22 protein-coding genes and 1 tRNA gene are annotated in these 24,823 nt (G+C 61.6%); 15 read left to right on the top strand and 8 right to left on the bottom strand.

Translation table 11 applies throughout. From position 1 onward, the window contains the following. The 4 genes from HKD27_RS06410 to smpB are packed head-to-tail and all read left to right on the top strand — an operon-like array spanning position 1 to position 2,994. Positions 1–726 carry a 3-deoxy-manno-octulosonate cytidylyltransferase gene (locus tag HKD27_RS06410; RefSeq protein ID WP_194689022.1) on the top strand — a complete coding sequence of 242 codons (726 nt, stop codon included), beginning with the start codon at positions 1–3 and terminating at the stop codon, positions 724–726. Then, entirely contained in the window at positions 726–1,559 is an 834-nt protein-coding gene (locus tag HKD27_RS06405) for a prephenate dehydratase (RefSeq protein WP_062498100.1), read from the top strand. The genes HKD27_RS06410 and HKD27_RS06405 overlap by 1 nt, the downstream gene beginning before the upstream one ends. Before the next feature lie 38 nt (positions 1,560–1,597). Further along, on the top strand, positions 1,598–2,491 hold the full coding sequence (gene dapA / locus HKD27_RS06400) for a 4-hydroxy-tetrahydrodipicolinate synthase (RefSeq protein WP_062498230.1): 894 nt from the start codon (positions 1,598–1,600) through the stop codon (positions 2,489–2,491). 8 nt (positions 2,492–2,499) lie between these two features. Further along, complete coding sequence (smpB, locus tag HKD27_RS06395; protein WP_011251661.1) at positions 2,500–2,994, top strand: SsrA-binding protein SmpB; 495 nt, start codon at positions 2,500–2,502, stop codon at positions 2,992–2,994. Positions 2,995–3,140: 146 nt separating this feature from the next. Here the strand turns inward: smpB and HKD27_RS16700 are convergent, their stop codons facing one another. Further along, a complete protein-coding gene (locus tag HKD27_RS16700; protein ID WP_062498098.1) occupies positions 3,141–3,830 on the bottom strand; it encodes a cold-shock protein in 690 nt (229 codons plus the stop codon). A gap of 277 nt (positions 3,831–4,107) precedes the next feature. On the opposite strand from HKD27_RS16700, the gene HKD27_RS06385 reads away from it, so the two are divergent. Beyond that, positions 4,108–5,109 carry a lipid A deacylase LpxR family protein gene (locus HKD27_RS06385; RefSeq protein WP_194688939.1) on the top strand — a complete coding sequence of 334 codons (1,002 nt, stop codon included), beginning with the start codon at positions 4,108–4,110 and terminating at the stop codon, positions 5,107–5,109. A gap of 55 nt (positions 5,110–5,164) precedes the next feature. Here the strand turns inward: HKD27_RS06385 and HKD27_RS06380 are convergent, their stop codons facing one another. Together HKD27_RS06380 and recG are read right to left on the bottom strand one after the other, a co-directional pair. Further along, a complete protein-coding gene (locus tag HKD27_RS06380) occupies positions 5,165–6,865 on the bottom strand; it encodes a bifunctional diguanylate cyclase/phosphodiesterase (protein ID WP_194689021.1) in 1,701 nt (566 codons plus the stop codon). A 78-nt stretch (positions 6,866–6,943) separates the two neighbouring features. Continuing rightward, positions 6,944–9,094, bottom strand: a complete 2,151-nt coding sequence (gene recG / locus HKD27_RS06375; protein ID WP_194688938.1) for an ATP-dependent DNA helicase RecG — start codon at positions 9,092–9,094, stop codon at positions 6,944–6,946. A 72-nt stretch (positions 9,095–9,166) separates the two neighbouring features. On the opposite strand from recG, the gene mfd reads away from it, so the two are divergent. Next, positions 9,167–12,688: a transcription-repair coupling factor gene (gene mfd / locus HKD27_RS06370; protein ID WP_194688937.1), complete on the top strand. Its 3,522-nt coding sequence runs from the start codon at positions 9,167–9,169 to the stop codon at positions 12,686–12,688. Here mfd and HKD27_RS06365 read toward each other — a convergent pair. After that, positions 12,677–13,540 (bottom strand): DUF2125 domain-containing protein, encoded by an 864-nt coding sequence (locus tag HKD27_RS06365; protein WP_194688936.1) that lies wholly within the window; start codon positions 13,538–13,540, stop codon positions 12,677–12,679. The genes mfd and HKD27_RS06365 overlap by 12 nt on opposite strands. Positions 13,541–13,641: 101 nt before the next feature. On the opposite strand from HKD27_RS06365, the gene HKD27_RS06360 reads away from it, so the two are divergent. Both HKD27_RS06360 and HKD27_RS06355 read left to right on the top strand, forming a co-directional pair. Further along, a complete protein-coding gene (locus tag HKD27_RS06360) occupies positions 13,642–14,463 on the top strand; it encodes a DUF1217 domain-containing protein (protein ID WP_194264591.1) in 822 nt (273 codons plus the stop codon). A gap of 77 nt (positions 14,464–14,540) precedes the next feature. Then, positions 14,541–15,968: a pyridoxal-dependent decarboxylase gene (locus tag HKD27_RS06355; protein ID WP_194688935.1), complete on the top strand. Its 1,428-nt coding sequence runs from the start codon at positions 14,541–14,543 to the stop codon at positions 15,966–15,968. Here the strand turns inward: HKD27_RS06355 and HKD27_RS06350 are convergent. The 3 genes from HKD27_RS06350 to HKD27_RS06340 all read right to left on the bottom strand — a co-directional run bounded on the left by HKD27_RS06350 (position 15,922) and on the right by HKD27_RS06340 (position 19,523). After that, positions 15,922–17,796: a cobaltochelatase CobT-related protein gene (locus HKD27_RS06350; protein WP_194688934.1), complete on the bottom strand. Its 1,875-nt coding sequence runs from the start codon at positions 17,794–17,796 to the stop codon at positions 15,922–15,924. The genes HKD27_RS06355 and HKD27_RS06350 overlap by 47 nt on opposite strands. 4 nt (positions 17,797–17,800) lie before the next feature. Beyond that, positions 17,801–18,817 carry a cobaltochelatase subunit CobS gene (gene cobS / locus HKD27_RS06345; protein ID WP_011251651.1) on the bottom strand — a complete coding sequence of 339 codons (1,017 nt, stop codon included), beginning with the start codon at positions 18,815–18,817 and terminating at the stop codon, positions 17,801–17,803. An 85-nt stretch (positions 18,818–18,902) separates the two neighbouring features. Beyond that, complete coding sequence (locus HKD27_RS06340; RefSeq protein WP_062498081.1) at positions 18,903–19,523, bottom strand: DnaJ domain-containing protein; 621 nt, start codon at positions 19,521–19,523, stop codon at positions 18,903–18,905. Positions 19,524–19,592: 69 nt separating this feature from the next. On the opposite strand from HKD27_RS06340, the gene HKD27_RS06335 reads away from it, so the two are divergent. Then, complete coding sequence (locus HKD27_RS06335) at positions 19,593–19,907, top strand: BolA family transcriptional regulator (RefSeq protein ID WP_194688933.1); 315 nt, start codon at positions 19,593–19,595, stop codon at positions 19,905–19,907. Then, positions 19,904–20,497, top strand: a complete 594-nt coding sequence (locus tag HKD27_RS06330) for an outer membrane lipoprotein carrier protein LolA (RefSeq protein ID WP_194688932.1) — start codon at positions 19,904–19,906, stop codon at positions 20,495–20,497. The genes HKD27_RS06335 and HKD27_RS06330 overlap by 4 nt, the downstream gene beginning before the upstream one ends. On the opposite strand, the gene lipB is transcribed toward HKD27_RS06330, so the two are convergent. Then, positions 20,478–21,179: a lipoyl(octanoyl) transferase LipB gene (gene lipB, locus HKD27_RS06325; protein ID WP_370544245.1), complete on the bottom strand. Its 702-nt coding sequence runs from the start codon at positions 21,177–21,179 to the stop codon at positions 20,478–20,480. The two genes, HKD27_RS06330 and lipB, sit on opposite strands and share 20 nt — an antisense overlap. 59 nt (positions 21,180–21,238) lie before the next feature. On the opposite strand from lipB, the gene HKD27_RS06320 reads away from it, so the two are divergent. The 5 genes from HKD27_RS06320 to HKD27_RS06300 all read left to right on the top strand — a co-directional run bounded on the left by HKD27_RS06320 (position 21,239) and on the right by HKD27_RS06300 (position 24,818). Then, positions 21,239–21,324 (top strand) — tRNA-Leu (locus tag HKD27_RS06320). A 211-nt stretch (positions 21,325–21,535) separates the two neighbouring features. Beyond that, positions 21,536–22,420 carry a UTP--glucose-1-phosphate uridylyltransferase GalU gene (gene galU / locus HKD27_RS06315; protein ID WP_194688930.1) on the top strand — a complete coding sequence of 295 codons (885 nt, stop codon included), beginning with the start codon at positions 21,536–21,538 and terminating at the stop codon, positions 22,418–22,420. Next, complete coding sequence (pgmG, locus tag HKD27_RS06310) at positions 22,420–23,826, top strand: phosphoglucomutase/phosphomannomutase PgmG (protein ID WP_194688929.1); 1,407 nt, start codon at positions 22,420–22,422, stop codon at positions 23,824–23,826. The genes galU and pgmG overlap by 1 nt, the downstream gene beginning before the upstream one ends. A 36-nt stretch (positions 23,827–23,862) precedes the next feature. Beyond that, a complete protein-coding gene (locus tag HKD27_RS06305) occupies positions 23,863–24,051 on the top strand; it encodes a DUF3553 domain-containing protein (protein ID WP_194688928.1) in 189 nt (62 codons plus the stop codon). Next, the gene (locus HKD27_RS06300; protein WP_370544244.1) at positions 24,048–24,818 is read left to right on the top strand and encodes a double zinc ribbon domain-containing protein; all 771 of its coding nucleotides are present in this window, start codon (positions 24,048–24,050) and stop codon (positions 24,816–24,818) included. Before HKD27_RS06305 ends, HKD27_RS06300 begins: the two co-directional genes overlap by 4 nt. Positions 24,819–24,823: the final 5 nt, after the last annotated feature.

Here is a 24,823-nt window from a genome sequence, read left to right as displayed (position 1 = left end):
ATGCATCCGATCATTGTCATTCCCTCCAGACTTGCTTCGACCCGCCTGCCGCGCAAGCCCCTCGCTGATATTGGCGGCGTGCCCATGATCGTCCGCGTGGTCCGGCGTGCGCTGGCAGCAAAGGCCGGACCGGTTGTCGTTGCAGCGGGGGATCCTGAAATCCTTGATGTCATCAGGGATATTCCCGATGTGCGGGGTGTGCTCACCGACTCGGGACTGGCGAGCGGGTCCGACCGTGTGCATGCCGCCCTCGCGGAGGTGGACCCGGAGGGCAGGCACGATGTGGTGATCAACCTTCAGGGTGATCTGCCCCTGATCGAACCTTCCAGCCTGACTGCTGTCCTGAAGCCACTGGAAGATCTCACGTTCGATATCGGAACACTGGCGGCTCCCGTGACCAGCGATGCCGAGCGTGATGCTTCCCAGGTCGTGAAGATTGCCTGCGCATTCGGCGAGGCAGATGTGGCCCGTGCATTGTATTTTTCGCGGATGCCCATCCCGTGGGGTGAAGGGGCACACTGGCATCACGTCGGGATCTATGCCTGGCGCCGCGCCGCGCTGGAGCGTTTCGTGGCGTTGCCGCCCTCCGCGCTGGAACGTCGGGAGAGTCTGGAACAGCTGCGGGCGCTTGAAGCCGGCATGACGATCGGCTGCGCGAGGATTGACCACGCGCCTCAGGGCGTGGATACGCCTGCTGATCTTGAGCATGTGAGAGGATTGGTCTGATGCCGGTCATTGCATTTCAGGGCCGTCCAGGCGCCTATTCCGATCTGGCCTGCCGTCAGGCGCGGCCGGGCTGGACCACGCTGCCGTGCCCGACCTTTGCCGATGCGATCGACGCCGTGCATGACGGCCGGGCGGACGAAGCGCTTCTGGCCTGTGAGAATACGCTGGCCGGGCGTGTGCCGGATATTCATTCGCTTCTGCCGGATGCCGGGCTTCACATCGTCGGGGAATATTTCCAGCGCGTCGAGCACTGCCTTCTGGGTGTACCGGGTGCGAAGATCGAAGATGTCCGCCGGATTCACACACATCCCGTTGCACTGGGACAGGTTCGCAAGCTGATCAGCGAACTGGGCGTGGAGCCCGTGGTGCAGTTTGATACCGCCGGTGCGGCCGAGATGGTGGCGCAGTGGGGGCGTAAGGAAGATGCGGCGATTGCATCTTCCCTGGCGGCCGAGCTGAACGGGCTGATGGTGCTTCGAAGCAATGTCGAGGATGCCTCGCATAACACGACGCGCTTTTATCGTGTGGCCCGCAAGCCTTGCATTCCCTCGCCCGAGCGCACAGATGTGCTGACAACGTTGCTGATGCGGGTTGGGAACTGTCCAGGTGCGCTCTATGCGGCATTGGGTGGATTCTCCCGGCATGGTATCAACATGACGCGGATTGAAAGCTACATGCTGGACGGCTCGTTTGCGGCGACGCAGTTCCTGATGGATGTCGAGGGACATCCGGAACAGCCGCCTCTGGCGGCGGCGCTCGCGGAACTGGAGCAGGTCAGCGATGATCTGAGAATTCTGGGTGTTTACCCAAGCAGTCTCTCACGCAGGGCGTGAAAGCAGGACAGGCAGAGCCCATGACAGAAGGCGGAACAATGGCTGACACGAGCATGTATCAGGGGTCGCTGACGGCTCTGGTCACTCCGATGCATACGGATGGGCGGATCGATTTCGACGCTTCGACAAAGCTGATCGAGCGTCAGATCGAAGCGGGCACCACGGCACTGATCCCGGCGGGCACGACAGGCGAGAGCCCGACACTGTCACATGAAGAGCATGGTCGTGTGGTGGCGCATTGCGTTGAGACGGCGAATGGCCGGGTTCGGGTCATGGCAGGTGCTGGTTCAAACAGCACCTCTGAAGCCGTCATCATGGCGAAGCATGCCCATTCCGTCGGGGCGGACAGCCTGCTGGTCGTTGTGCCGTATTACAACAAGCCGTCCCAGGAAGGGCTGTACCGCCATTTCATGACGATCGCCGATGCGACGCCGCTGCCGATGTTCCTGTACTGCATCCCCGGTCGGTCAGTCGTGGACATCTCCGTGGCGACCATGGCCCGTCTGGGCGAACATCCCAATATCGTCGGTACCAAGGACGCGACCGCCAATATGTCCCGGCCGATCGCGGTGCGTCGTGCCGTGGACAAGCCGTTCAACCAGCTTTCAGGTGACGATAATACGGTCCTGTCATTTCTTGCCGCAGGGGGCGACGGATGCATTGGCGTGACGTCCAATGTCGTGCCGCATCTGTGCGCCGACATGCATCTGGCCTGGCAGGAAGGGCGGATCGAGGATGCGATCGCCATCCAGGATCATCTGACGCCGCTGCATGATGCCATGTTCATGGAAAGCAATCCCGGTCCAGTGAAGTATGCAATGTCCAGACTCGGTCTGTGCAATGCGACATTGCGCCTGCCTCTGGTGGAGCCACAGGAAGAGACGCGTCGGGTCATCGATGCGGCCCTGCGTTCGCTTGAGCTTCTGGACTGACCACAGGTATGGCCGGAAAGAAAACCAAGAGCGGCATGATTTCCCATGGCATGGCCGCACAGAACCGCAAGGGTCGGTTTGATTATACGATTCTGGAAACGACCGAAGCCGGAATCGTCCTGAAGGGGCCCGAGGTGAAAAGCCTGCGTCTCGGCCGGGCGACGATTACGGAAGCCTATGCTGCCGAGCGGGACGGCGAGATCTGGCTCTTCAACTCCTATATTCCGGAATATCAGGGAGGCGTTCTCTCCCGGTTTGAGCCGCGTGCTCCACGCAAGCTGCTGATGCACCGCAAGCAGATCGCGCATTTTCTGGGTGCTGTCAGCCGTGCAGGCGCCAGTCTGGTGCCGCTCGATATTCATTTCAATGCCCGTGGTATGGCGAAAGTAACGCTGGGTCTGGGGCAGGGACGCCGCAAGGAAGACAAGCGGCATGCCATTGCCGAGCGTGACTGGAAGCGGGACAAGGCGAGGCTGGTCCGGAGCAGCGGCAAGGACTACTGAGCCAGTTTGGTCGGGGAATGAGGATTGAAAAAAGGCCGGATTCTTCCGGCCTTTTTTATTGCCTGGGACGAAATGCCGGCATGAAAAAAGCCGCTGCAGCAGAAGCTGGCAGCGGCTTTTTTTACTCAGACCGAAGTCCGGGTGGTTCAGTCAGCGCTGATTTCAGCAGCTTCCGGACCCTTCTGGCCCTGAACAACCTTGACGTTGATCGTCTGGCCTTCGTCAAGCGTCGGCAGGCCCGAACGCTCGAGAGCGGAGGCGTGGACGAAGATGTCCTTACCGCCGGATTCCGGCGTGATGAAGCCGAAGCCCTTCGTGGCGTTGTACCACTTGACCGTGCCACGCATGTCTTCAGCGCGGGACAGGTCCGGAGCCGGACGGCCCGGACGTGCACCACCGAAGCGGGGCTGATCACCGAAAGCAGCGCGGGGACGCGGTGCTTCTGCCGTGCTCTCGTCAACGGAGAGGACTTCAGCGACCTGACGGCCCTTCGGGCCCTGGCCGATGCGGACCACAACCGTCGCGCCCGGGTTCACGTTGCTGACACCAGCATTGGTGAGGGCATTGGCGTGCAGGAAGATGTCGCCCGATCCATCGGACAGTTCAACGAAACCGAAACCCTTCTCGGTGTTGAACCACTTCACGCGGGAGCTGATTTCCGGGCCTGAAGCTGCGACGAAGCTGTTACGGCGGGGCGCGCCGTAACCGCCACCACCACCATTTCCACCACCAAAGCCTCCACGATCGCCATAGGACGGCTGGGACGAGTATGTGTCGTCAAACCCGCCGCGGCGAGGTGAGTTGAAGCTGCTGCGGTCGGTTCTGTTGTTTCTCAACGGTCTAATCCCGAGACTGGGGTGTCATGATAGGGCGGACCCTGCCGTGACGTAATTTCAAAAATTTGGAAAAAAACGACGCTGTTTCTCTCCTGCAGCAATCTCTAGCACGCTTTTTTCCTTCTCTGCCACAGGGAATATGGGGCTGAAACATAACTCGCGCTAATTTTAAGATTGGGATGAGACCCGTCGACACTTTGATTCCGGTCGTGAAAATGACATACACACGTTTTCCAGTACTTGGTGGTCCCGGATCCCGCGCGTAACAGAGGTGCCCATGCGAAGCCGACTGACTTTTTCCATTGGAGCCACTGCCGTGCTGGCGCTGTCTTCCACCGCCATGGCCACGCCATTGCAGGATCCGTATGGAACCTGGACCGTCCAGGGTGAGAATGACGCGATTTCCACGCTGAAAGGGACATCGGATCAGTATTATACGTCCGGTCTGCGCATCAACTGGACGTCCGGGACAGACAATCTTCCGCGGCCTATCGCGAAGCTGAACCATATTCTGATGGGCGATGGTGTGCAGCGTATCAGCATCGGCCTGCAGCAGATCATCGACACGCCGCGCGACACCCAGGCCGATAATCCGCCGCAGGGTGATCGGCCGTATGCCGGGCTGCTGCTGGGAACCGTGAACCTCATCAACGATACGGATCTTTCCCGTACCGTAATGGGAATCCAGTTCGGCATGCTTGGTCCGTCGGGACTCGGGCGTCAGGTCCAGAACGGCTTTCACAAGGCCATCAGCGATACGCCAAGCACCGGCTGGTCACACCAGCTCGCGAATCAGCCGATCTTTCAGGTTCAGGCCGGCCGGATCTGGCGCGTGCCTGTCCTGAATGTCTATGGCATTCATGCTGACGTGCTGCCGGCGATCTCGGGTGCGGCGGGTGATTACCGGACCTATGCGGATGTGGCGACGACGTTCCGCATCGGTCAGGGTCTGGACAGTGACTTCGGTAATGCGACGATCGGGCCGGGACTCGACGGCACGGACGCGTTCCGCGCGACCCGTCCTTTTGCTTGGTATTTCTATGGCGGTGTTGAAGGTCAGGCCGTGGGCTATGACGTGACGCTTCAGGGCAGCACGGTCCGCCCCAATGCGCCGCATGTCGAGAAAATCTGGGATGTGGGTGAGATCCATGCCGGTGTGGCTGTCATGTGGCACGGCGTGCGCCTGTCCTACAGCCAGAACTGGCAGACGGCACAGTTCGAAACCCAGAAGGCGGGTCTGTTCAACTATGGATCGCTCAAGCTTTCGGTCAAGTTCTGAGGTTTCCGGAACGGGGACTGAAAAGGCCGCTTTCCTTACGGGAAGCGGCCTTTTTTCATGCCTGGGCGAGATGCGGGACGTGGCTGTCCCGGACCGGAGCTCCCAGCAGGTAGCCCTGGACTTCCTCGCAGCCATTGGCATCGAGCAGCGCCATCTGGTGTTCGGTTTCAACACCTTTTGCGCAGCAGGTGATGTTCAGGGAGCGGGCAAGGGAGAGAATGGCGTACATGATCTCGTCGGCCCGCATGTCCTCACCCAGATACTGGACGAAGGCGCGGTCGAGCTTGATCTGGTCCAGCGGATAGATCCGCAGCCTCTCCAGTGAGGAATAGCCGGCCCCGAAATCGTCGATGGCAAGGCGCACACCCAGCGCGCGGACGCGGGAGAGTTCGCGAAAGGCGATGTCGGAGGGACCGAAGGGACGGCATTCGGACAGTTCGACCTGCAGCCGTCCGGGCGGAAGGCCGGTCTCGGCCAGCACGGTATCGACTAGTGGGGCAAGCCGTTCATTGACCAGCCAGACGGGCGAGACATTCACACACACACGCAGCGGAGTCGGCCAGCGGAGGGCAGCCAGACAGGCATTGCGCAGGCTCCAGCTGTCGAGCGCCTCGATCATGCCGACTTCCTCGGCATAGCGGATGAAGAGATTGGGAGCGACTTCGCCATGGCCGGGTCGGGTCCAGCGCAGAAGTGCTTCATGCCCGACGATCTTCTGGGATGCCGTATCGACGATGGGCATCCATTTCAGGAAGAGGGCATCGTCTTCGACCGCCTTGAGCAGATCCTTCTCAAGGTTCGACGTGATGGCATAGTCGTTCGTGAGTTCCGCATTGGCGCGACGCTCATGGCCGCCACCCGTGCGATTGGCTTCGGTCAGGGCTGCGCGGGCAGCAAGGATCAGCTGGTTCGCGTCTCCTGCATCCTGCGGATATACGCTCCATCCTGCCGAGATCGAGAACGGAATGGCGCCCATATCCAGCGACACGGGTGTGCTTGAGATCTGCAGGATCGCATTGACCAGCGAACGGGTCGTGACGGCTGTGGTGCCCGGTGGTGTCAAGACCATGAAATGGCCGCCGCCGATCGAACTCAGGAAACAGCCTTCCGGCAGAACGGTTTTAAGGCGGCGGATCATTTCCGCGAGGATCAGGTCAGCCGTGTCCCATCCATAGCGGTCGTTGATCAGCGAGAGATGATCCAGGTTGAGATGGATCAGGCTGAACACGGCACGGCGTGAGAGCTTGCCTGTCCGTTCAATGAACTGGTGCAGGACGCGAAGGCTTTCCTCGCGGTCCGGCAGGGAGGATTTTCCCGGATGTTCCGCAGTATCGTTGGCAAGTTCGTCTGCGACGTCCTGCAGGGCGCGGCCAGCCGTGGCTGAGAAACGTCCGCCCGGTGGGCAGAGGGCAACCAGAAACAGCCCGGACTTGCCGTCACTCGAACTGGTGCGGACGGGGCATCCGATAAGGGAGAAGTCATCGGGCAACGGGCAGGAAAACGGAGTGTCGCCATTCCGCTTCTGTTCCGATGAAAGAATGATCCTTCCTGTGGCTGCTTTCTGCAGCCCTGGCGGCAGGGGGCCGATGGCATGGAGAATATCCGGAGTGCCGCTTGCGGAGAGGTCCAGCAACGCGACTGCCGACCCGCCGGTCGCGGGGAGAAGCAGACGAAAAAGCAGGGATCGGCGATCCGAAGAGGTGCCAGAGTATTCGTGTAAAGTCTCTTTCTGAGCGTCTCTGGCAGGACTGCTCATCACGCGTGTACTCCATGAAATTCAGTTGAATGCATTACTGATCAAGTAGCGGCATTATATCCGCGTGAACTTTTCTGTCTAACCGGAAATTAGAAGTCTGTCCGGATCATTCCGGTCAAATATTTCCAGAAGAAGTCTGAGTGCGTGACCGCGGGGACCTTCCAGATGTGGATTGCGGGCGATTTCACGCTCGCTGTCCTGCTGCATGGCAGCCAGCAGCAGGCTGAGGCGCGCGCCCTGTGCGAGCCGGAAACCGGGCAGGCCGGACTGCCGGTCACCGGCGATGTCACCGCCGCCACGGATCCGGTAATCTTCGTCGGCGATCAGGAAACCATCATTCGTGTCGCGCAAAAGGCTCAGACGCCTGACGGCTGTTGGTGTTGCGGCGCGGTCATGAAGTAGCAAACAGAAGGACTGTTTCGAGCCACGCCCGACGCGCCCGCGAAGCTGGTGAAGCTGCGCCAGACCGAAGCGCTCGGCCTGTTCGATGACCATGACCGAAGCCGCCGGGATGTCCACGCCCACTTCAATGACGGTGGTAGCGACAAGAAGGCGCGTTTTGCCTAGGCGGAACGTGTCCAGGGCGTCCTGACGGACGGTGATGTCCTGCTTGCCGTGGGCAAGACCAACGAGCCCTTCAAACCGCTGCTCCAATGAGGCCCAGCGCTCTTCAGCCGCTGCTGCGGCCTGTGTCTCGCTGTTTTCAATGAGCGGGCAGACCCAGAAGACCTGCACGCCATCGCGCAGGGCGCGGCTGATGCCGGCGAGCACGCTGTCGAGCGAGTCCATGCTGTGCAGGGTCGTACGGATCGGCTGTCGGCCTGGAGGTTTCGAGTCCAGACGGCTGACACTCATTTCGCCCCATTCCATGAGCTGGAGCGTGCGGGGGATGGGGGTCGCGGTCATGACGAGAATGTCGGTCGCTTCTCCCTTGGCGCTCAGATTCATGCGCTGGCGGACGCCGAATCGGTGCTGCTCGTCGATGACGGCAAGGCCGAGGTCGTGGAAGGTCACGCCGTCCTGAAACAGGGCGTGGGTGCCGATGACAATCTTTGCAGTCCCATCTGCGATGGCAGCGAGAGTCTTGCGCCGTGCCGCGCCCTTGATGGTGCCGCTCAGATAGACGCATTCGGTCGGGCAGAGACGGGAGAGCGTTTCGAAATGCTGGCGGGCGAGGATTTCGGTAGGCGCCATAAGGGCAGCCTGCGCGCCGGACTCGACGGTCTGGAGCATGGCGTTCATGGCGACGAAGGTCTTGCCCGCACCGACATCGCCCTGAAGCAGGCGCATCATGGGCGTTGAAGCCGAAAGATCGGCGGCGATTTCGGCAATGGCCAGTGTCTGCGCATGGGTAGGGTTGTGGCCGAAGCGGCGGAGCATTTCGGCCTGGAGTTTGCCGGTGCCGGGAAAGCTGCGTCCATGCCGCTCACGGGCCTTGAGGCGGGCGAGGCCGAAACAGAGCTGATCGGCCAGTAGTTCATCAGCGGCGAGGCGGGACAGGGCGCGGTTGCGGACCGGCTCCCAGGCGATTTCCGGCGGGATGATCTCGGGGGACTGCATCAGGCGCAGGGCCTGCGTGAAGGACGGCCATTTCCGCTGGGTGACGAGAGTTTTGTCCAGCCATTCCGGAAGGTCGGGCAGGAGCGTCAGAGCGGCACGCATGGCTTTGCGGACCGTATAGGGAAACAGGCCCGCGGTCAGGGGCCAGACGGGTTCGAGCGAGGGGAAACTGTCGCGTTTGGCCCAGCTAACGACATGGTCGGGCTGCGGCATCGTCAGCTCGCCTTGAAACGTGCCGGTCTTGCCGGAGACGAGGAGTTCGGCGCCGATCGTGGGGCTGGGCATGTTGCGCGTCTGGAAGAAGACCAGATCGAGCTTTCCGGTGTCGTCCTCGGTGCGGATGATGGAGGGCTGTCCGGGGCGTCCGGCCTTGCGCAGGGAGAGGACGCGGACATGGGCGGTCAGGATTTCGCCAGGCGCGAGATTGTGTCCGTCTGCGACTGTGCGCAGAATGCGCCGGTCAACAACCCGTTCGGGCAGCGTGAACAGCAGGTCCAGCACGCGTCGGCCGCCCGCGATCTTCTCCAGCAGGGTAGTGTGCCGGGGGCCGATGCCGGGCAGGCTCGTCAGCGGTGCGAAGAGGGGAGCGAGACGGTCGTCCCAGGCTTCGTTGTGCTGTTCTGTGTCGGAATGGGATGGAAGAGACTGCGGGAATTGTTCGGACGGCATCGTGACAACGGGCGCTTCCCGTGCTCCTCGGGCTGACAGGCGATGGAACGGCAGGTATAGGGCATTAGCAGGATGGAACAAAACGAAACCATGACCCGTGAAATGTCCACAGCGTCCTTCGGCAGGTCTTTCGGACCGACCGTCTGGGGCGTGCCGGATGGCAGTGTGGCCTTTCTTCTCCGCCAGCGCCTTGCCGAGCATGACGGACCTCTGCTCCACGTTGCGCGCGATGACGCTGCTGTGGCCGCGCTGGCCGACATGCTGGCCTGGCTCATGCCGGAAGTGGAAGTCCTGCGCCTGCCGGCTTGGGACTGCCTGCCTTATGACCGTGTTTCACCCAATCCGGTTCTGATCGCCGAACGGGCCGGGACGCTGTGCCGTCTGCTGGAGCCCACGAAAGCGCGGCGGATCGTTCTGACGACCGTGCACAGTCTGGTGCAGCGCGTGCCCCCGCGCTCGGCATTCCGCGGGCAGTCCATCAGTGTAAAGACGGGCGAGAGCCTCGATCAGGCCATGCTGATCGAACTGCTGATCGCCAACGGCTACACCCGGACCGATACGGTCATGGAAGCGGGCGAGTTCGCGACAAGGGGCGGAATCTTTGACCTGTTCCCGGCCGGCGAGAGCGATCCGATCCGGCTGGACCTGTTCGGCGACGAGGTCGAGAACATCCGTGCGTTCGACGTTGGAACACAGCGCTCCACCGAGACCCTGAAGCGCTTCGAACTGCGCCCGGTGTCCGAATTCTCGCTGGGCCCGGACAGCATCAGCCGCTTCCGAACAGGCTGGCGCGATTCGTTCGGCCCTGCTGCGACATCCGACACGATCTACGAGAACGTCTCCGACGGGCGGCGTTATCCGGGGCTGGAGCATTACCTGCCGCTGTTCCATGACGGTGACGGGCACCAGATGGAAACGCTGCTGGATTATCTGCCGGGCGGGGCAGTCAGCTTCGATCATCATGCGCCGGAAATTCTCAAGGCCCGGCTGGACATGATCGCCGATCATTATCAGGCTCGCCGTGTGCCGACCCGCGAGGGCGAAATCCCGTATCGTCCGCTGCCGCCACACCGGCTGTATCTGGATGCTCACGGCTGGGAGTCGATGCTGGGGGATGTCCCGTCCGTCATTCTCAATGCGTTCGCCATGCCGGATACGGCTCAGGGTGTGGACGCAGGCTATCGCCCTGGACCGCTGTTCGCCCGTGCCAAGGACGGAAGCCGGGCCGGGATGTTTGAAGCTTTCGGGCAGCAGGTGAAAACCTGGGCCGAGGCAGGACGCAGAACCTATGTCACGGCCTGGAGCCGCGGATCACGGGAACGGATTTCGCATCTTCTGGCCGAGCATAGTGTCACGGCGACGTCCTATGAGGACTGGCCGGATGCAGCGGGGATGCCGAAAGGCACGACCGGCCTGCTGACACTGGGTCTGGAGCGCGGCTTCGTCTCGGACCGTCTGTGCTTCGTCTCCGAACAGGATCTTCTGGGCGAGCGGATTTCCCGGCCGCCGCGCCGTCGCAAGCGTGGCGAGCAGTTCATCTCGCAGGTCGGCGAGATCGCAGAAGGGGACCTGGTTGTTCATTCCGATTACGGGATCGGGCGCTATGTTGGACTTGAGACGGTCGTCGAAGGGCGCGTTGCACATGACTATCTGTCAATCCTCTATGACGGGGAGCAGCGGCTTCTCCTGCCGGTCGAGAATATCGAGCTTCTGAGCCGGTTCGGTTCCGAGCAGGCCGGAGTTCAGCTCGACAAGCTGGGCGGGACCGCCTGGCAGGCGCGCAAGGCCAAGATGAAGTCCCGCATCCGCGTCATGGCGGGTGAGCTGATCAAGACAGCTGCGGCCCGCGCGCTCAAGGATGCGCCGACGCTCGCACCCGCCGAAGGGCTGTGGGACGAGTTCTGCGCGCGCTTCCCGTTCGTGGAGACGGAAGACCAGTCCCGCGCAATTGCGGACGTGCTGGAAGACATGAGCGCCGGGCGGCCGATGGATCGTTTGGTCTGTGGCGACGTGGGCTTTGGGAAGACGGAAGTGGCGTTGCGGGCGGCGTTCGTGGCCGCTCTTTCGGGGATGCAGGTCGCGGTTGTGGTGCCGACGACACTTTTGGCTCGACAGCATTTCCGCAGCTTCTCGACGCGCTTTGAGGGCTTTCCGGTCAATGTGGCGCAGCTTTCACGTCTGATCACGCCCAAGGAAGCCACGAAGGTCCGCGAGGGCATGGCGGATGGCACGGTGGATATCGTGGTCGGCACCCATGCGCTGCTGGCCAAGACCGTGTCCTTCGAGCGTCTGGGCCTGCTGATCATCGACGAGGAGCAGCATTTCGGTGTGGCGCATAAGGAACGTCTGAAGGCGCTGCGTGAGGACGTTCATGTCCTGACCCTGTCAGCCACGCCGCTGCCCAGAACGCTTCAGCTTTCGTTGTCCGGCGTGCGTGAAATGAGCCTGATCGCAACGCCACCGACAGACCGTCTGGCGGTGCGCACCTTCATCACGCCGTTCGACAGCGTTATGATCCGCGAAGCGATCCAGCGTGAGCGGTTCCGTGGCGGCCAGATTTTCTGCGTCGTGCCGCGTCTGGCGGATATGGACCGGATGGCCGAGCGCCTGACGGAAATCGTCCCGGACGCCAAGACTGTGCAGGCCCATGGGCGCCTGACGCCGACCGAACTCGAACGTGTCATGACGGAGTTCGCGGACGGAAAATACGACATCCTGCTCTCCACAAACATCGTGGAAAGCGGGCTGGATATGCCGAGCGTGAATACGATCATCATTCACCGCGCGGATATGTTCGGGCTGGGGCAGCTCTATCAGCTTCGTGGACGTGTCGGGCGTGGCAAGCAGCGCGGTTACGCGTATCTGACCTGGCCGCAGACCCGTCCGCTGTCTCCGTCATCGGAAAAGCGGCTTGAGGTCATGCAGACGCTGGACTCGTTGGGCGCGGGCTTCACACTAGCTTCCCATGACCTGGACCTCCGTGGGGCAGGTAATTTGCTGGGCGATGAGCAGTCCGGGCATATCAAGGAAGTCGGAATCGAGCTGTACCAGCAGATGCTCGAAGACGCCGTGATCGATATGCGCCGTGAGCGCGGCAAGCGTCAGGACGACGAGGACAGCTGGACCCCGACTATCATTCTCGGCCTGCCAGTTCTGATCCCCGAGGCCTATGTGCCGGATCTGCCGGTGCGTCTGGGCCTGTACCGGCGGATTGCGTCACTGACGAACGAAGCCGAGGTTGAGGCCATGCGCGCCGAACTCGTAGACCGTTTCGGATCGCTTCCGCCGGAAGTGGGTAATCTGCTCGATGTGGTTCTGATCAAGCGCCTGTGCCGTGAGGCTGGTGTGGAGCGTCTGGAGACCGGGCCGAAGGGCATGGTGATCCAGTTCCGCCGCAACCGTTTCGGCAATCCGGCTGCGCTGATCGACTGGGTGACGCGCAAGAAGGAATCGGGTGTGAAAATCCGTCCCGATCACAAGCTTGCGGTCATCCGCGAAATGACGAACGCGACCCGCATTGGCTACGCCAAAAAGGTCACGACCGTCCTGTGCAAGATGATCCGCAAGCTTGAGACAGAGAAATCAGGGGACTGAGAACGGCAGCGGGATGCGGTTGACGGTCACGACACCGCCACTCAACCCGATGTCCCACAATGTCGCATCACCGCTCTGACGGCCCATCAGCCTGGCGATCGTCAGGGCGGCTACCACCTTCTTCGGGGCCGTGTCGCGGATCTGGCCAATCAGTGTGTCGACATTCGTGACGCTGACATGCAGGTCCGCGGCCGAAGTGGAAGCTGTTGCGCCGGGCTCGATGCTGCCCTTGCCGTCGATGGCGCTGCTGCCGGAGACGGCATGCAGGGCGTTGATCGTGATTTGCTGGCGTGCGGTATCGAGGCCCTGGACCGTGAGATCTGCTGAAAGCTGCGTGGGCATGAGGGGCTGTTTGGTATCATGGATGCCCGTGCCTTCGACTTTCAGTCGCAGGTCCGGCGTGGTCTGGACAGCCTGGATTGAAGCCTTGCGGATGGTCATGTTGTGGCCGGGGCGGGCCAGTGTGACGTCTGTCCAGGCGGCCTGCGGGGTTCCGCTGCGGATATCGCTGCTGTTGATCGTCAGGCTCTGGTCCTTGCAGGCCGCGCTGATCCCGCCACGGAAGGCGCTGAGTGCGGCATAGGCGGCGACGGCGTTGAAACGCTCCAGGGTGGCGCTTTCAACGTGACCGGACGGATCGGACAGGTTCACGCCGCGGATGTCGAGCGTGATGTCGGTGCCGGTCAGGGTTGCATGCAGGGTTTTAGCCGTCAGGCCATGCGTGGCAGCTTTCGTGCTGGCAAGTTCGTAGGTGAAGCAGGATTCCGGCAGACCGGACAGGGTGGAGGCGCTGGCCATAACCGGCATCAGAAGCGCGGCAGTGGCGGCGAGCAGGGGCAGGCGAAGGGACATGAGGGGGTTCCGGACTGTGGAGAAGGACAGGAGACGTTAAGACTGTATTAGGGGATGGGGAGATAGAGTGACGGACCTACTCCTTTTTCGGAGAAACGCGCGTGTCTTCCTCCATTTCCGCCATGCCCGCCATTCCGCAGTATGTCTCCATCATCAAGGATGAAGACTCTTCGGCGAACAAGTGGGAAAAAACAAGCGTCTCCGCCCAGCAGGCCGTCACGGCCTTCCAGAAGGATGCCGCCTCGATCAAGACGCCGGAGCAGCTTCTGAAAAACTACAAGGCCCTCACGGTGGTGCTCGGGGCCTATGGAATGTCTTCTGTCATTGGTCAGACGGCGGTCATCAAGGATCTCATGACGCAGGATCCGACATCGTCCAAATCCCTGGCCCAGACCAGCGGAAATTCGGCCTGGAAGGCGTTTGCGAATGCCTTTTCCGACTGGTCGACCTCGCCCCTGTCGTCTTCTGACACCGTGCAGAGCATCACGCAGAGTTACCTGACCAACAGTTACGAAGACAGCCTGCAGACAGAGACGCCCGGTCTGGGGGATGCGCTGTATTTCACCCGGACGGCCACGACGGATATGACTCTTGCCAATGTGATGGCGGATCCGAAGCTCCTGAAAGTGGCTGAGGTTGTCTCCGGTTTTGACACGACACAGTTCGGTGCCCTGGATTATGATCAGCAGGTCCGTCTGCTTGGATCGAAGCTGGATATGTCCAAACTCAGTACGAAACAGGGAATCCAGCAGTTCGCGCAGCAATATCTTGCCCTGCTGCAGATCCACCCCGTTACGAGCACGACGCCAGCAAGCATGCTGACCCTCTATGGTGGGAGCGGGTCCAGCACGAGCATTCTTTCCCTCTTTACCGGGAACTCGAGTAGCGACAGCAGTTCGTCACTCTATTCTGCGCTGTTCTGAGCGTTTTTCCTGACGTGACATCGACCGGGCGGCCCTGTATCGCAGACACCTGACGGATTTCAGGTGAAGGGATAATCATGGCCGGACTGGACCCCACCGACTGGCGCGGCATTCGTGACATCGGACACCGGATGCTGGACGAGGTCTTTGACCGCATGGAGCATGTGGGAGAGGGGCCCGTCTGGAGACCCATGCCATCTTCTGCCCGGCAGGCCCTGAAGGAAGGACTGCCGGAAAAGGGACATTCCCTCGACGATCTGTACGGGCGTTATCTTGATCTGGTCGTGCCTTATGGTGTGGGGAATACACATCCCGGTTTCATGGGATGGGTGCATGGGGCGGGAACACCGGTCGGGATGCTGGCGGAAATGCTGGCTGGTGGCCTGAATGCGAATTGTGGTGGACGCGATCACGCGCCGATCGAGGTCGAGCGCGAGGTCATCCGCTGGGCCCTGCAGATGGTCGGCATGCCGCAGGATGGCTCGGGCTGTCTGGTAACGGGCTCGTCCATGGCCAATTTCATCAGCGTGATCACGGCAAGCCGGGCGCAGGACCTGTCCATCCGGAAGGAAGGCATCGGTGGCCGCAGGCTTGTGGGTTATGCCGCGACGACCGCTCATGGATGTCTGCCGCGGGCGTTTGATCTGGCAGGGCTGGGAAGCGAGGCGCTGCGGCATGTTCCCGTTCTGGCGGATCATCGTATGGATGTCAGCGCCTTGCGGGACATGATCGCAGAGGACCGGAAGGCCGGTTTCGTGCCGTTCATGGTTGCGGGCACGGCCGGAACCGTTGACTGCGGGGCGATTGACGATCTGGTGGCGATCGAGGCGGTCGCTCGTGAGGCCGGGCTCTGGTTCCATGTAGATGCGGCATTCGGGGCACTGGCCTGCCTTTCACCGCGCTTTCAGCAGTTGCTTGCTGGAATCGGGAAAGCAGACAGTCTGGCTTTTGATTTCCATAAATGGGCGCAGGTTCCGTATGACGCGGGCTGCGTGCTGGTGCGCGACAGCCGCAAGCATGCGGCAGCTTTTGCGCAGTCTCTGGATTATCTAGTACGTGAAGAGCGCGGGCTTGCGGCCGGGGCGCCCTGGTTCTGTGACTTCGGGCCAGACCTGTCACGCGGCTTCCGGGCGCTCAAGGTCTGGATGACGCTGGGCCATTACGGATCCGAGCGCATGGGAGAAATGGTCGAAACATGCTGTGACGTGGCCGCCGATCTGGCGCGGCGCGTGGAGCGGATGGACGGACTGACTTTGCTGGCGCCGGTGACGCTGAATATCGTCTGCTTCGGGATCGACGGTCTTGAAGCTGCCGAAGTCTCGGAACTGGTGCAGGATCTGCATGAAAGCGGGATCGCCGCACCCTCCACCACGAAAATCAACGGCCGGCTGGCGGTTCGGGCGGCGATCGTTAATCACCGGACCACGACCGCCCATACCGACCGGATGCTGGATGCCGTTATCGCGCTGCGCGACGACCGTTTGAAGGCGCGAACAGGGCGCTGAGCTGGGCCATCATGGTTCCGCCGAGGTCTTCGGCGGAGCTGATGGTGACGCTGTTGCGATAATAGCGCGTGACGTCATGGCCGATGCCGATGGCCAGCAGCTCGGTCCCGCGATCCGCCTCGATCCGGGCAATTACCTGCCGCAGATGGTCTTCCAGATAGTTGTGCGGATTGGCGGAGAACGTGCTGTCATCGACCGGAGCGCCATCGGAAATCACCATCAGGATATGGCGGTGTTCCGGGCGGCGCCGCAGCCGTTTCCAGGCCCAGAGCAGAGCTTCGCCGTCGATGTTTTCCTTGAGCAGTCCATCGCGCAGCATCAGGCCCAGATTGCGCCGGGCGCGCCGCAGGGGCGTGTCCGCATCTTTGTAGATGATGTGGCGCAGATCGTTCAGGCGGCCTGGTTCAGGAGGACGACCAGCCTTGAGCCAGCGCTCACGGCTCTGGCCACCTTTCCACTGGCGGGTCGTGAACCCGAGAACTTCGACCTTCACGCCGCAGCGTTCGAGCGTGCGGGCCAGAATGTCGCCGCAGATGGCGGCCGTGCCAATCGGACGGCCGCGCATGGAGCCTGAATTGTCGATCAGGAGAGTGACGACCGTGTCGCGGAACTCCGTCTCGCATTCATGTTTGCATGATAGCGGAAGGGTCGGATTGGTCACGACGCGGGAGAGGCGTCCGGCGTCGAGAATGCCTTCTTCCTGTTCGAACTCCCAGCGGCGCTGCTGCTGTGCCATGAGGCGGCGTTGCAGCCGGTGCGCAAGGCGTGAGACCAGGCCATGGAGCTGGGACATCTGCTGGTCGAGTTTCTGGCGCAGACGGTCCAGTTCATCGGCGTCACACAGATCGGAGGCGTTCACTTCCTCGTCGAAATCGGTGGTGTATGCCTTGTAGGTATTGGGGGCTTCGGAAGGTCCGGTGTCGGCCTGCTGGTCTGAAGGTCCGGCAGCTTCTTCTGTGCCGTCTTCCGACATCTCAGCGGATTCCGTGGCTTCGCTTTCGCCGGAAAGGCCGGTTTCGCCGCTTTCGGGTTGGTAGCCGTCTTCTTCCTCTTCGGTGGCGGCAGGAGCCTGCTGGTCCTGACCTTCTGCCTCAGGCGCGTCGCTGTCCGTTGTTTCCTCTTCGTCGGACGGCAGATCAGACGGGGCCATCTGCTCTTCGTCCTCATCGGGGACGGTCGTGAGCTTGCAGGCGCCGAGGAAGCGGGTTGTGGCGCGGGCGAAGGCCGTCTGGTCGCTCTGGGTGCGGGCCATGTCCGCGAGGGCGGCTTTTGCCGCTGGCGTCAGGGACGCGCGCCATTCGTCCAGAGCCGCTCCGGCCTGAACAGGCATTGGGTGGCCGCTCATGGCCTCTCGGGCAAGGAGATCCAGCGCGACGGGAGCCGGCATGTCCTCGCGCGTTTTCATCCGGTTGCAGCCAAGCTCGGCGCAATGCTGGGCGACACGCTGTTCCAGATTGGCGCGCACGCCTGCCATGTGGCGTGAGCCGTAGACCTCGCAACGGGCCTGTTCCAGCGCATCGAACGCCTGGCGGGCTACGGGTTCAGCCGGGGCGCCTGACTCTTTCTGGGCATGATACCGCATCCGCAGGGCAGCGGAATCCGCGGCCCCCCGGATCTTGCGGATTTCCCAGTCGTGCATGTGGCGCGATACATATGGCAGTTCCACAGTGCCGGCATCTGTCGCATTCTGACGGCTTCCGTTGACGGCACCCTGAAAATCCACGCCCTGCTCCGGCGCGCCGCCCATGGCGCGCAGGGTGGCGATGGTGGCCTGACGGAAGCGTTCCTGCCGTTCTTCGTCGGTGAGGGAAGTCTTGGGAGCAGACAAGGGATCAGGCCAGCGGTGAGGCGTTGAAGCAGCGCTGGTAGTATTCAGCCACGATTCCGCGCTCGGCCTCATCGCATTTGTTGAGGAAGGTGAGGCGGAAAGAGAATGCCACGTCGTTGAAGATGCGGTTGTTCTCGGCCCAGGCGATGACGGCGCGCGGGGACATGACGGTGGAGATGTCGCCGGCCATGAAGCCGGACCGCGTGAGGTTCGCCAGCGCAACCATGCGCTCGACCAGCGTCGTGGCGTCCTTGTCTTCTGCGGGGATCTTCAGCTTGGATGTGACGATGCCGACTTCCTGTTCCAGCGGCAGGTAGTTCAGGGTGGCGACGATGTTCCAGCGGTCCATCTGCCCCTGATTGATCTGCTGAGTGCCATGATACAGGCCGGTCGTGTCGCCCAGACCCACCGTGTTAGCTGTGGCGAACAGGCGGAAAGCGGGGTTCGGGCGGATAACGCGGTTCTGGTCCAGAAGCGTTAGATGCCCTTCGGCTTCCAGCACGCGCTGGATAACGAACATCACGTCCGGGCGGCCGGCATCGTATTCGTCGAAGATCAGGGCGCAGGGATGCTGGAGGCACCAAGGCAGCAGGCCTTCGCGGAATTCCGTGATCTGCTTGCCGTCCTTGAGGACGATCGCGTCCTTGCCGATCAGGTCGATCCGCGACACATGGCTGTCGAGATTGATCCGGACGCAGGGCCAGTTCAGGCGCGCGGCGATCTGCTCGATATGGGAGGACTTGCCGGTACCGTGGAAGCCCTGGACCATGACGCGCCGGTTGAAGGCGAATCCCGCGAGAATGGCGCGGGTGGTGTCCTCGTCGAACTTGTAGGACGGGTCGATGTCGGGAACATGTTCCGTGCGTACGGAATAGGCCGGAACCTGCATGTCCGTGCGGATGCCGAAGACTTCTGCCGAGGAGACCATGAGATCGGGAGCGCCGAGAACGCTGGTCGGGACCGCGGCATTTTCAGCGGTGGTCACGGCTTCCGGGGTGTCAATCGTCGCGAAATCACTCATGGGACTCTTGGGCTTTCTCTGGGTCTTGGATCAGGACGTTCTGGAGAAGATGGAGCCTCGGCGTCCTGTGTTCCAGTCTAAAAATTCAGGAAACGAAATCATCCTGCCGGGTGAAATGGACTTTCAGAACGGCATAGGCCGAGCCGATGGCTTTGAAACGCTCTTCGGATTTCGCATCGCCGATATTGGCATCGGGATGATGCTGGCGGGCGAGGACCCGGTAGCGGGTTTTCACGTCATCGAAAGAGACGGGCCATGTCAGGTCCAGGGTCGCAAGAGGCTGGCGCAGGGGCTCGGGGATTCCGGCGGCCTGGGCGGATGCGCGCTGGCGGGCCGCATCTTTCGCCCGCTCGGCCCGGCTGTGACGGGTCGCGCCAAGAATGTCGAGCGGGTCGAGGATGTCGTCCTCGTTGAACTCCGCCTTGTTGGCCGTGCCGGTACCGAGCTTCCAGGACGGACGCTGCCATGAGACGTCAGCCCGCAGATGCGCTTCGATCTGGCCCGGCGTCATGCCGCGATAGAAGTCCCAGCGGGAATTGTATTCGCGGACATGCTCAAGGCAGAACCAGAAATACGAGCGCAGGGCGTCACGCCCGCGCGGCGCACGGTAGCCCGCAGGTTCGTTGCAGCCCGGATGGTCGCAGACCTGTTCCGGCGCGTCAGGATCGGGATCGAAGGCCCGGTGTCTGGTGGATTTGCGCTGCATGGTGTCTGATATGGGCAATCACAGCCGCACGATGCAAGCGGCCATTCCTCCAGCCGGACGATTTTCATCATGTCTGAAACAGCTTCACGCTCTTCCGCGCCGCACTCCACCCGACGGGAACGGATCGAGGCGATCCTTCGACAGGAACTGTCGCCCACGACGCTCGAGATCCAGGATGACAGTGCCCGTCATGCCCATCATGCCGGGGCGAAAGCTCTTGGGGGCGGTGGGGAGACGCATTTCAATGTCGCCATCACAAGTGCGCGGTTTGACGGACTGAACCGGGTGGCACGCCATCGGCTGGTCAATGGTCTGCTGGCCGAGGAATTCAGCTCCGGACTGCATGCGCTGTCCCTGGTCCTGCATGGAAAGAAAACCCCATGAAACGTGCTCTGCTGGCACTCCTTCTGCTGTCAGGCTGTGCGACGGGAGGCTATGGCCACCTGCCTGCGGCCGAGCAGGATGACGTGCATCGTATCGAGGCCTATCTGAACGGTGTTCAGGGACTGCAGGCCGCCTTCCTGCAACATGGGCCGGATGCCGGGGAAAGCGCGGGGCGTTTCTCTTATATTCCGGGGCATCTGAGGCTGGATTATGTGGTGCCGCATCCGATGGAACTCGTCGCGGGGGACGGGCACCTCGTGCTCGACGACCGGGCGACGGGCGCCGTCACGCATCTGTCGCTGCGGCACAATCCGCTCGGCCTGCTGTTGAAATATCCGATCCGGTTCGACGGCGACGTACAGGTTACGGATGTGCGACATGGGGACGGATCGCTGCAGATTTCAGTCGCGCAGGCGGATAATCCGTCCCAGGGGCTGCTGACGATCCAGTTTTCGGACGTTAACGGTCAGCTCGGTTTGATCGGGTTGCAGGGCGTGGATGCCCGACAGCATCATTTCGGGGTGGAGCTTTCCGCTGTGCAGCAGGGTGTGGCCATCGCCCCGTCCGCATTTACTCCGCCCGCGGGATAGAGCCGAACCGCCCTGGCCATGCGGCAGCGAGGGCGTCATCGAGATCTGCCATCGTCAGGCTGCTGTCGAATCGCTGGAGACTGGTGACGCCGAATTCGCGGATGCCGCAGGGCACGATTCCATCGAAATCGGTCAGATCGGGACTGACATTGATCGAAACGCCATGCCAGCTGACCCAGCGGCTGACGCGGATGCCCAACGCCCCGATCTTGGCTTCCAGGCCCGTGAGGGGATCGATCGTCCAGACGCCGATCCGGCCCTCGCGGGTAAAGGCTGTGATGCCGAGCCGGGCAAGGGCGTCGGTCATCCAGCCTTCCAGTCCCGCGACAAAAGCGCGCAGGTCGCGGGGCGGGACGGTGCCGTTCGGCTTCGTCAGATCCATCATGACATAACCCAGCCTCTGGCCCGGTCCATGATAGGTCCACTGTCCTCCGCGCCCGGCAGCATAGGTCGGGTAGCCATGGGGATTGTAGAGATCGGCATCCTTCGCCGATGTGCCTGCCGTAAAGACGGGGGGATGCTCGACCAGCCACACCAGTGGGGTGGCCGCACCTTCATGGATGGCGCGCGCGCGCCCTTCCATAAGGGCCAGAGCATCCGGATAGGGTGTCAGTCCCGGCGAGGACTTCCACAAAATTTCTTCACAAATCTCATTTCGGGTCATTGCCCTCGTTTTCGGCATCCGCTATAGCCCCTTCCACACCGGACGGTCATGCACGAAGCAGGGCCGTTTGTCACGGGGCGGCCGTGGCGGAATGGTAGACGCGCAAGCTTGAGGTGCTTGTGGGGGCAACCCCGTGGAAGTTCGAGTCTTCTCGGCCGCACCACTGACATTCAGATGTCGGTGTATCCCAGTAAAAATCACACATCATGAAAATAAACCCCGCAGGGGACTGATGCGTTTCCTTGCTGTTCTCCGGTCTGTACCATTTTGTTGCCAGACTGCTGAGACAGGGTTATTCCTTATTGCGTCCTTGAGAGCGTCTGGACTTCCGGTTCGGCGGTCGGGCGTCATTTTCGGCTGATGTGTGAGGTTTCGTGATCAAGCCACTGAAAAAAGCTGTCCTTCCTGTTGCCGGTTTGGGAACGCGGTTCCTGCCTGCGACCAAGGCCATGCCGAAGGAGATGCTTCCTGTCGTCGATAAGCCGCTGATCCAGTACGCGATCGATGAAGCCCGCGAAGCCGGGATCGAAGAATTCTGTCTGGTGACCGGTCGTGGCAAAGACAGCCTGATCGATTATTTCGACATTGCCTATGAACTTGAAGCAACGCTCAAGGAGCGCGGCAAGAAGAGCGCACTTGAAGCGCTTGCACCCAGCAGTGTGGAAGCGGGCTCCCTCGTGGCCGTGCGCCAGCAGGAGCCGCTGGGCCTGGGGCATGCGATCTGGTGTGCGCGCTCGTTCATCGGAGATGATCCGTTCGCTATTCTGCTGCCGGACGATATCGTCAAGGGGCGCAGCTGCATCGGTCAGCTGGTCGAGGCCTATAATCAGACCGGCGGCAATGTCGTGGCGGTCACGGAAGTTCCGCCCGAGCATACGAACCGTTATGGCATTCTCGACGTCGGCAGTGACAACGGCAAGCTGGTCGAGGTCAAGGGACTGGTCGAGAAGCCGGCTCCGGAAGATGCCCCTTCGAACCTGTCCATCATCGGGCGCTATGTTTTGACAGCAGATGTCATGAAGTATCTGGCGAAGCTGGAGCGTGGCGCGGGCAATGAAGTTCAGCTGACGGATGCGATGGCCAAGACGATTGGTGAAGTGCCGTTCCATGGTCTGCGCTATGAAGGCACGCGCTACGACTGTGGCGATAAGGCCGGATTCCTCGAAGCCCAGATCGCCTTCTCGATCGATCGCGAGGATCTTGGTGCGTCCGTGAAGGCCTTCCTCAAGAAGTACAAGCAGTATGTGGATGCGCCCTGATGCCATTCCGGCATGATTTTGATCCGACGAGCCTGCGGGAATATGATATTCGCGGGATCGTCGGAAAGACGCTGTATCCGGCCGACGCCTTCGCCATTGGTCGCACATTCGCGAGCATGGTGATCCGCGCTGGCGGGAAGCGGATTGTGGTCGGGTATGACGGCCGTCTGTCTTCGCCGTCGCTGGAAGAGGCGCTGGTCCGGGGCGCCGTCGAATCCGGTGCGGACGTGACACGGATCGGATGTGGGCCGACGCCCATGCTCTATTTCGCCTCCGTGGCGGATGAGGCTGATGGTGCCGTCATGGTCACGGGGAGCCATAATCCACCCGATTACAACGGCTTCAAGATGATGATGGGCGGCAAGCCGTTTTACGGTGACCAGATTCGCGAACTGGGCCGTCTGTCCGCATCCGGCGATGTTCTTCCTGCGACGAGTGGGACTGCGGTCAGGGTTGATATTTCCGACCGATATATTGACCGGCTTGTCCAGGATTACGATGGGATCCGGCCACTGCGGGTCGTCTGGGACAATGGTAATTCCGCAGCCGGCGCCGTGCTTAACCGTCTGGTCGAGCGTCTTCCGGGCGAGCATACGGTTTTGTTCGGAGAGATAGACGGGCATTTCCCGAACCATCATCCCGATCCGACGGTCGAGAAAAATCTTCAGGACCTGATCCGCGTTGTGGACGAAAAGCAGGCGGATCTGGGGATTGCCTTTGATGGTGACGCGGACCGGATCGGTATTGTCGACAATCGCGGCCAGATCTTCTGGGGCGACCAGATGTTGGTTCTGCTGGCGCAGGATGTTCTGAGCCGTCACCCGGGTGCCACGATCATCGCGGATGTGAAAGCCAGCCAGATTCTCTTCGACGAGATCGCAAAGGCCGGTGGGCAGCCGCTGATGTGGAAGACCGGCCATTCGCTTATCAAGACCAAGATGGCCGAAACCGGCTCTCCGCTGGCGGGCGAGATGTCCGGACATATCTTCTTTGCCGATAAATGGTACGGCTTTGACGATGCACTTTATGCTGCCGTGCGGGTTCTGGGGATTGTCTCGCGTCTGCCGGGGCCGCTTTCGGATTTCCGTGACAGCCTGCCGGTAACGGTTACGACGCCGGAGTTGCGCTTCAACTGTGATGACAAACGCAAGTTCGAGGTCATCACGGAAGTGGCCGAACGTCTGCGGAAAGAGGGCGCGGATGTGTCCGAGATTGACGGTGTCCGCGTCAATACGCCGGATGGCTGGTGGCTGCTTCGGGCTTCCAACACACAGGCCGTTCTGGTGGCCCGGGCCGAGGCGCGTGACGAAGCGGGGCTGGACCGTCTGAAGGCGGCGTTGGCTGCACAGCTTGAGGCCTCCGGTCTCGAGGCGCCTGATTTCTCCGGCGAGAATGCAGGGCACTGACATGGAACGGGTTCCGGTCTTCTGGCAGGTCTGTCAGTGACCGGGCCCTTTCAGTCCTTTCTTGAACCGGGGCAAATTGTCCAGCACCCCGATCATCCTGAATGGGGCTGGGGCCAGGTCCAGTCGGCTGTGGGAGAGCGGGTGACCGTCAATTTCCAGCATCAGGGCAAGGTCCTGATCGACGCATCCCGAATCACGTTCAAACTGGTACCGCGCACAGGGTGAAACGGCTTCTGACCCGCAGCGCGCGCGTTGTTCTGGATACGCTTCTGCCTCCGACCTGTGCGGCCTGCGGGACGGAAGTCATGACGGAAGGCGCGTTCTGCGGCACATGTTTCCAGGCTGCTCACCGGATTGTTTCTCCCAGCTGTCACCGATGCGGTGTTCCACTGGAAAACGAGGGCTTGGGCGGTATTCAGAACTGCTGTGAGGCCTGTCAGGCCCATCCGCCGGTCTGGCGTTCGGCGCGGGCGGCTTTCGTTTACGACGCATGGTCGCGGCGCCTGATCCTGCCACTGAAATATTCCGATCATACTGAAAATGCTGCCGTTCTGGGCCGCCAGATGACATCGGTCGCTGAAGACATGCTGGGGAACGTCACACTTGTCGTGCCCGTTCCGCTGTATCGTACGCGTTTGTGGAAACGGCGTTACAATCAGGCTGCCCTGATGGCTCAGGGCGTTTCACGGCTTGCGGGTCTGCCCTGTGTGGTGGATGCTCTTCAGCGTATCCGCTCCACGCGCGCGCTGGCCCGTCTGTCTGCCGGGGAGCGCGAGCGCGAGATGGAACATGTGGTTCAGGTGAGAAAAGGACGCGGGGCACGGATAGAGGGGCAGGCCGTCCTGCTCGTGGATGACGTGCTGACGACAGGGTCCACGGCATCGGCCTGCACGACGGCACTGATGAAGGCCGGTGCGGCGAGCGTGGATATTTTGGTTGCAGCGCGGACCGGGAGAGTGGATGAACAGAACCCGCGCTTTGTCCAGGAATGAGGATC

The sequence above is a fragment of the Gluconobacter sp. R75690 genome, from assembly GCF_015244525.1.
Classification (GTDB): Bacteria; Pseudomonadota; Alphaproteobacteria; order Acetobacterales; family Acetobacteraceae; genus Gluconobacter; species Gluconobacter potus.
Note: the sequence above shows the minus strand (reverse complement) of the source record. Positions and strands in the feature narration are given on the sequence as shown.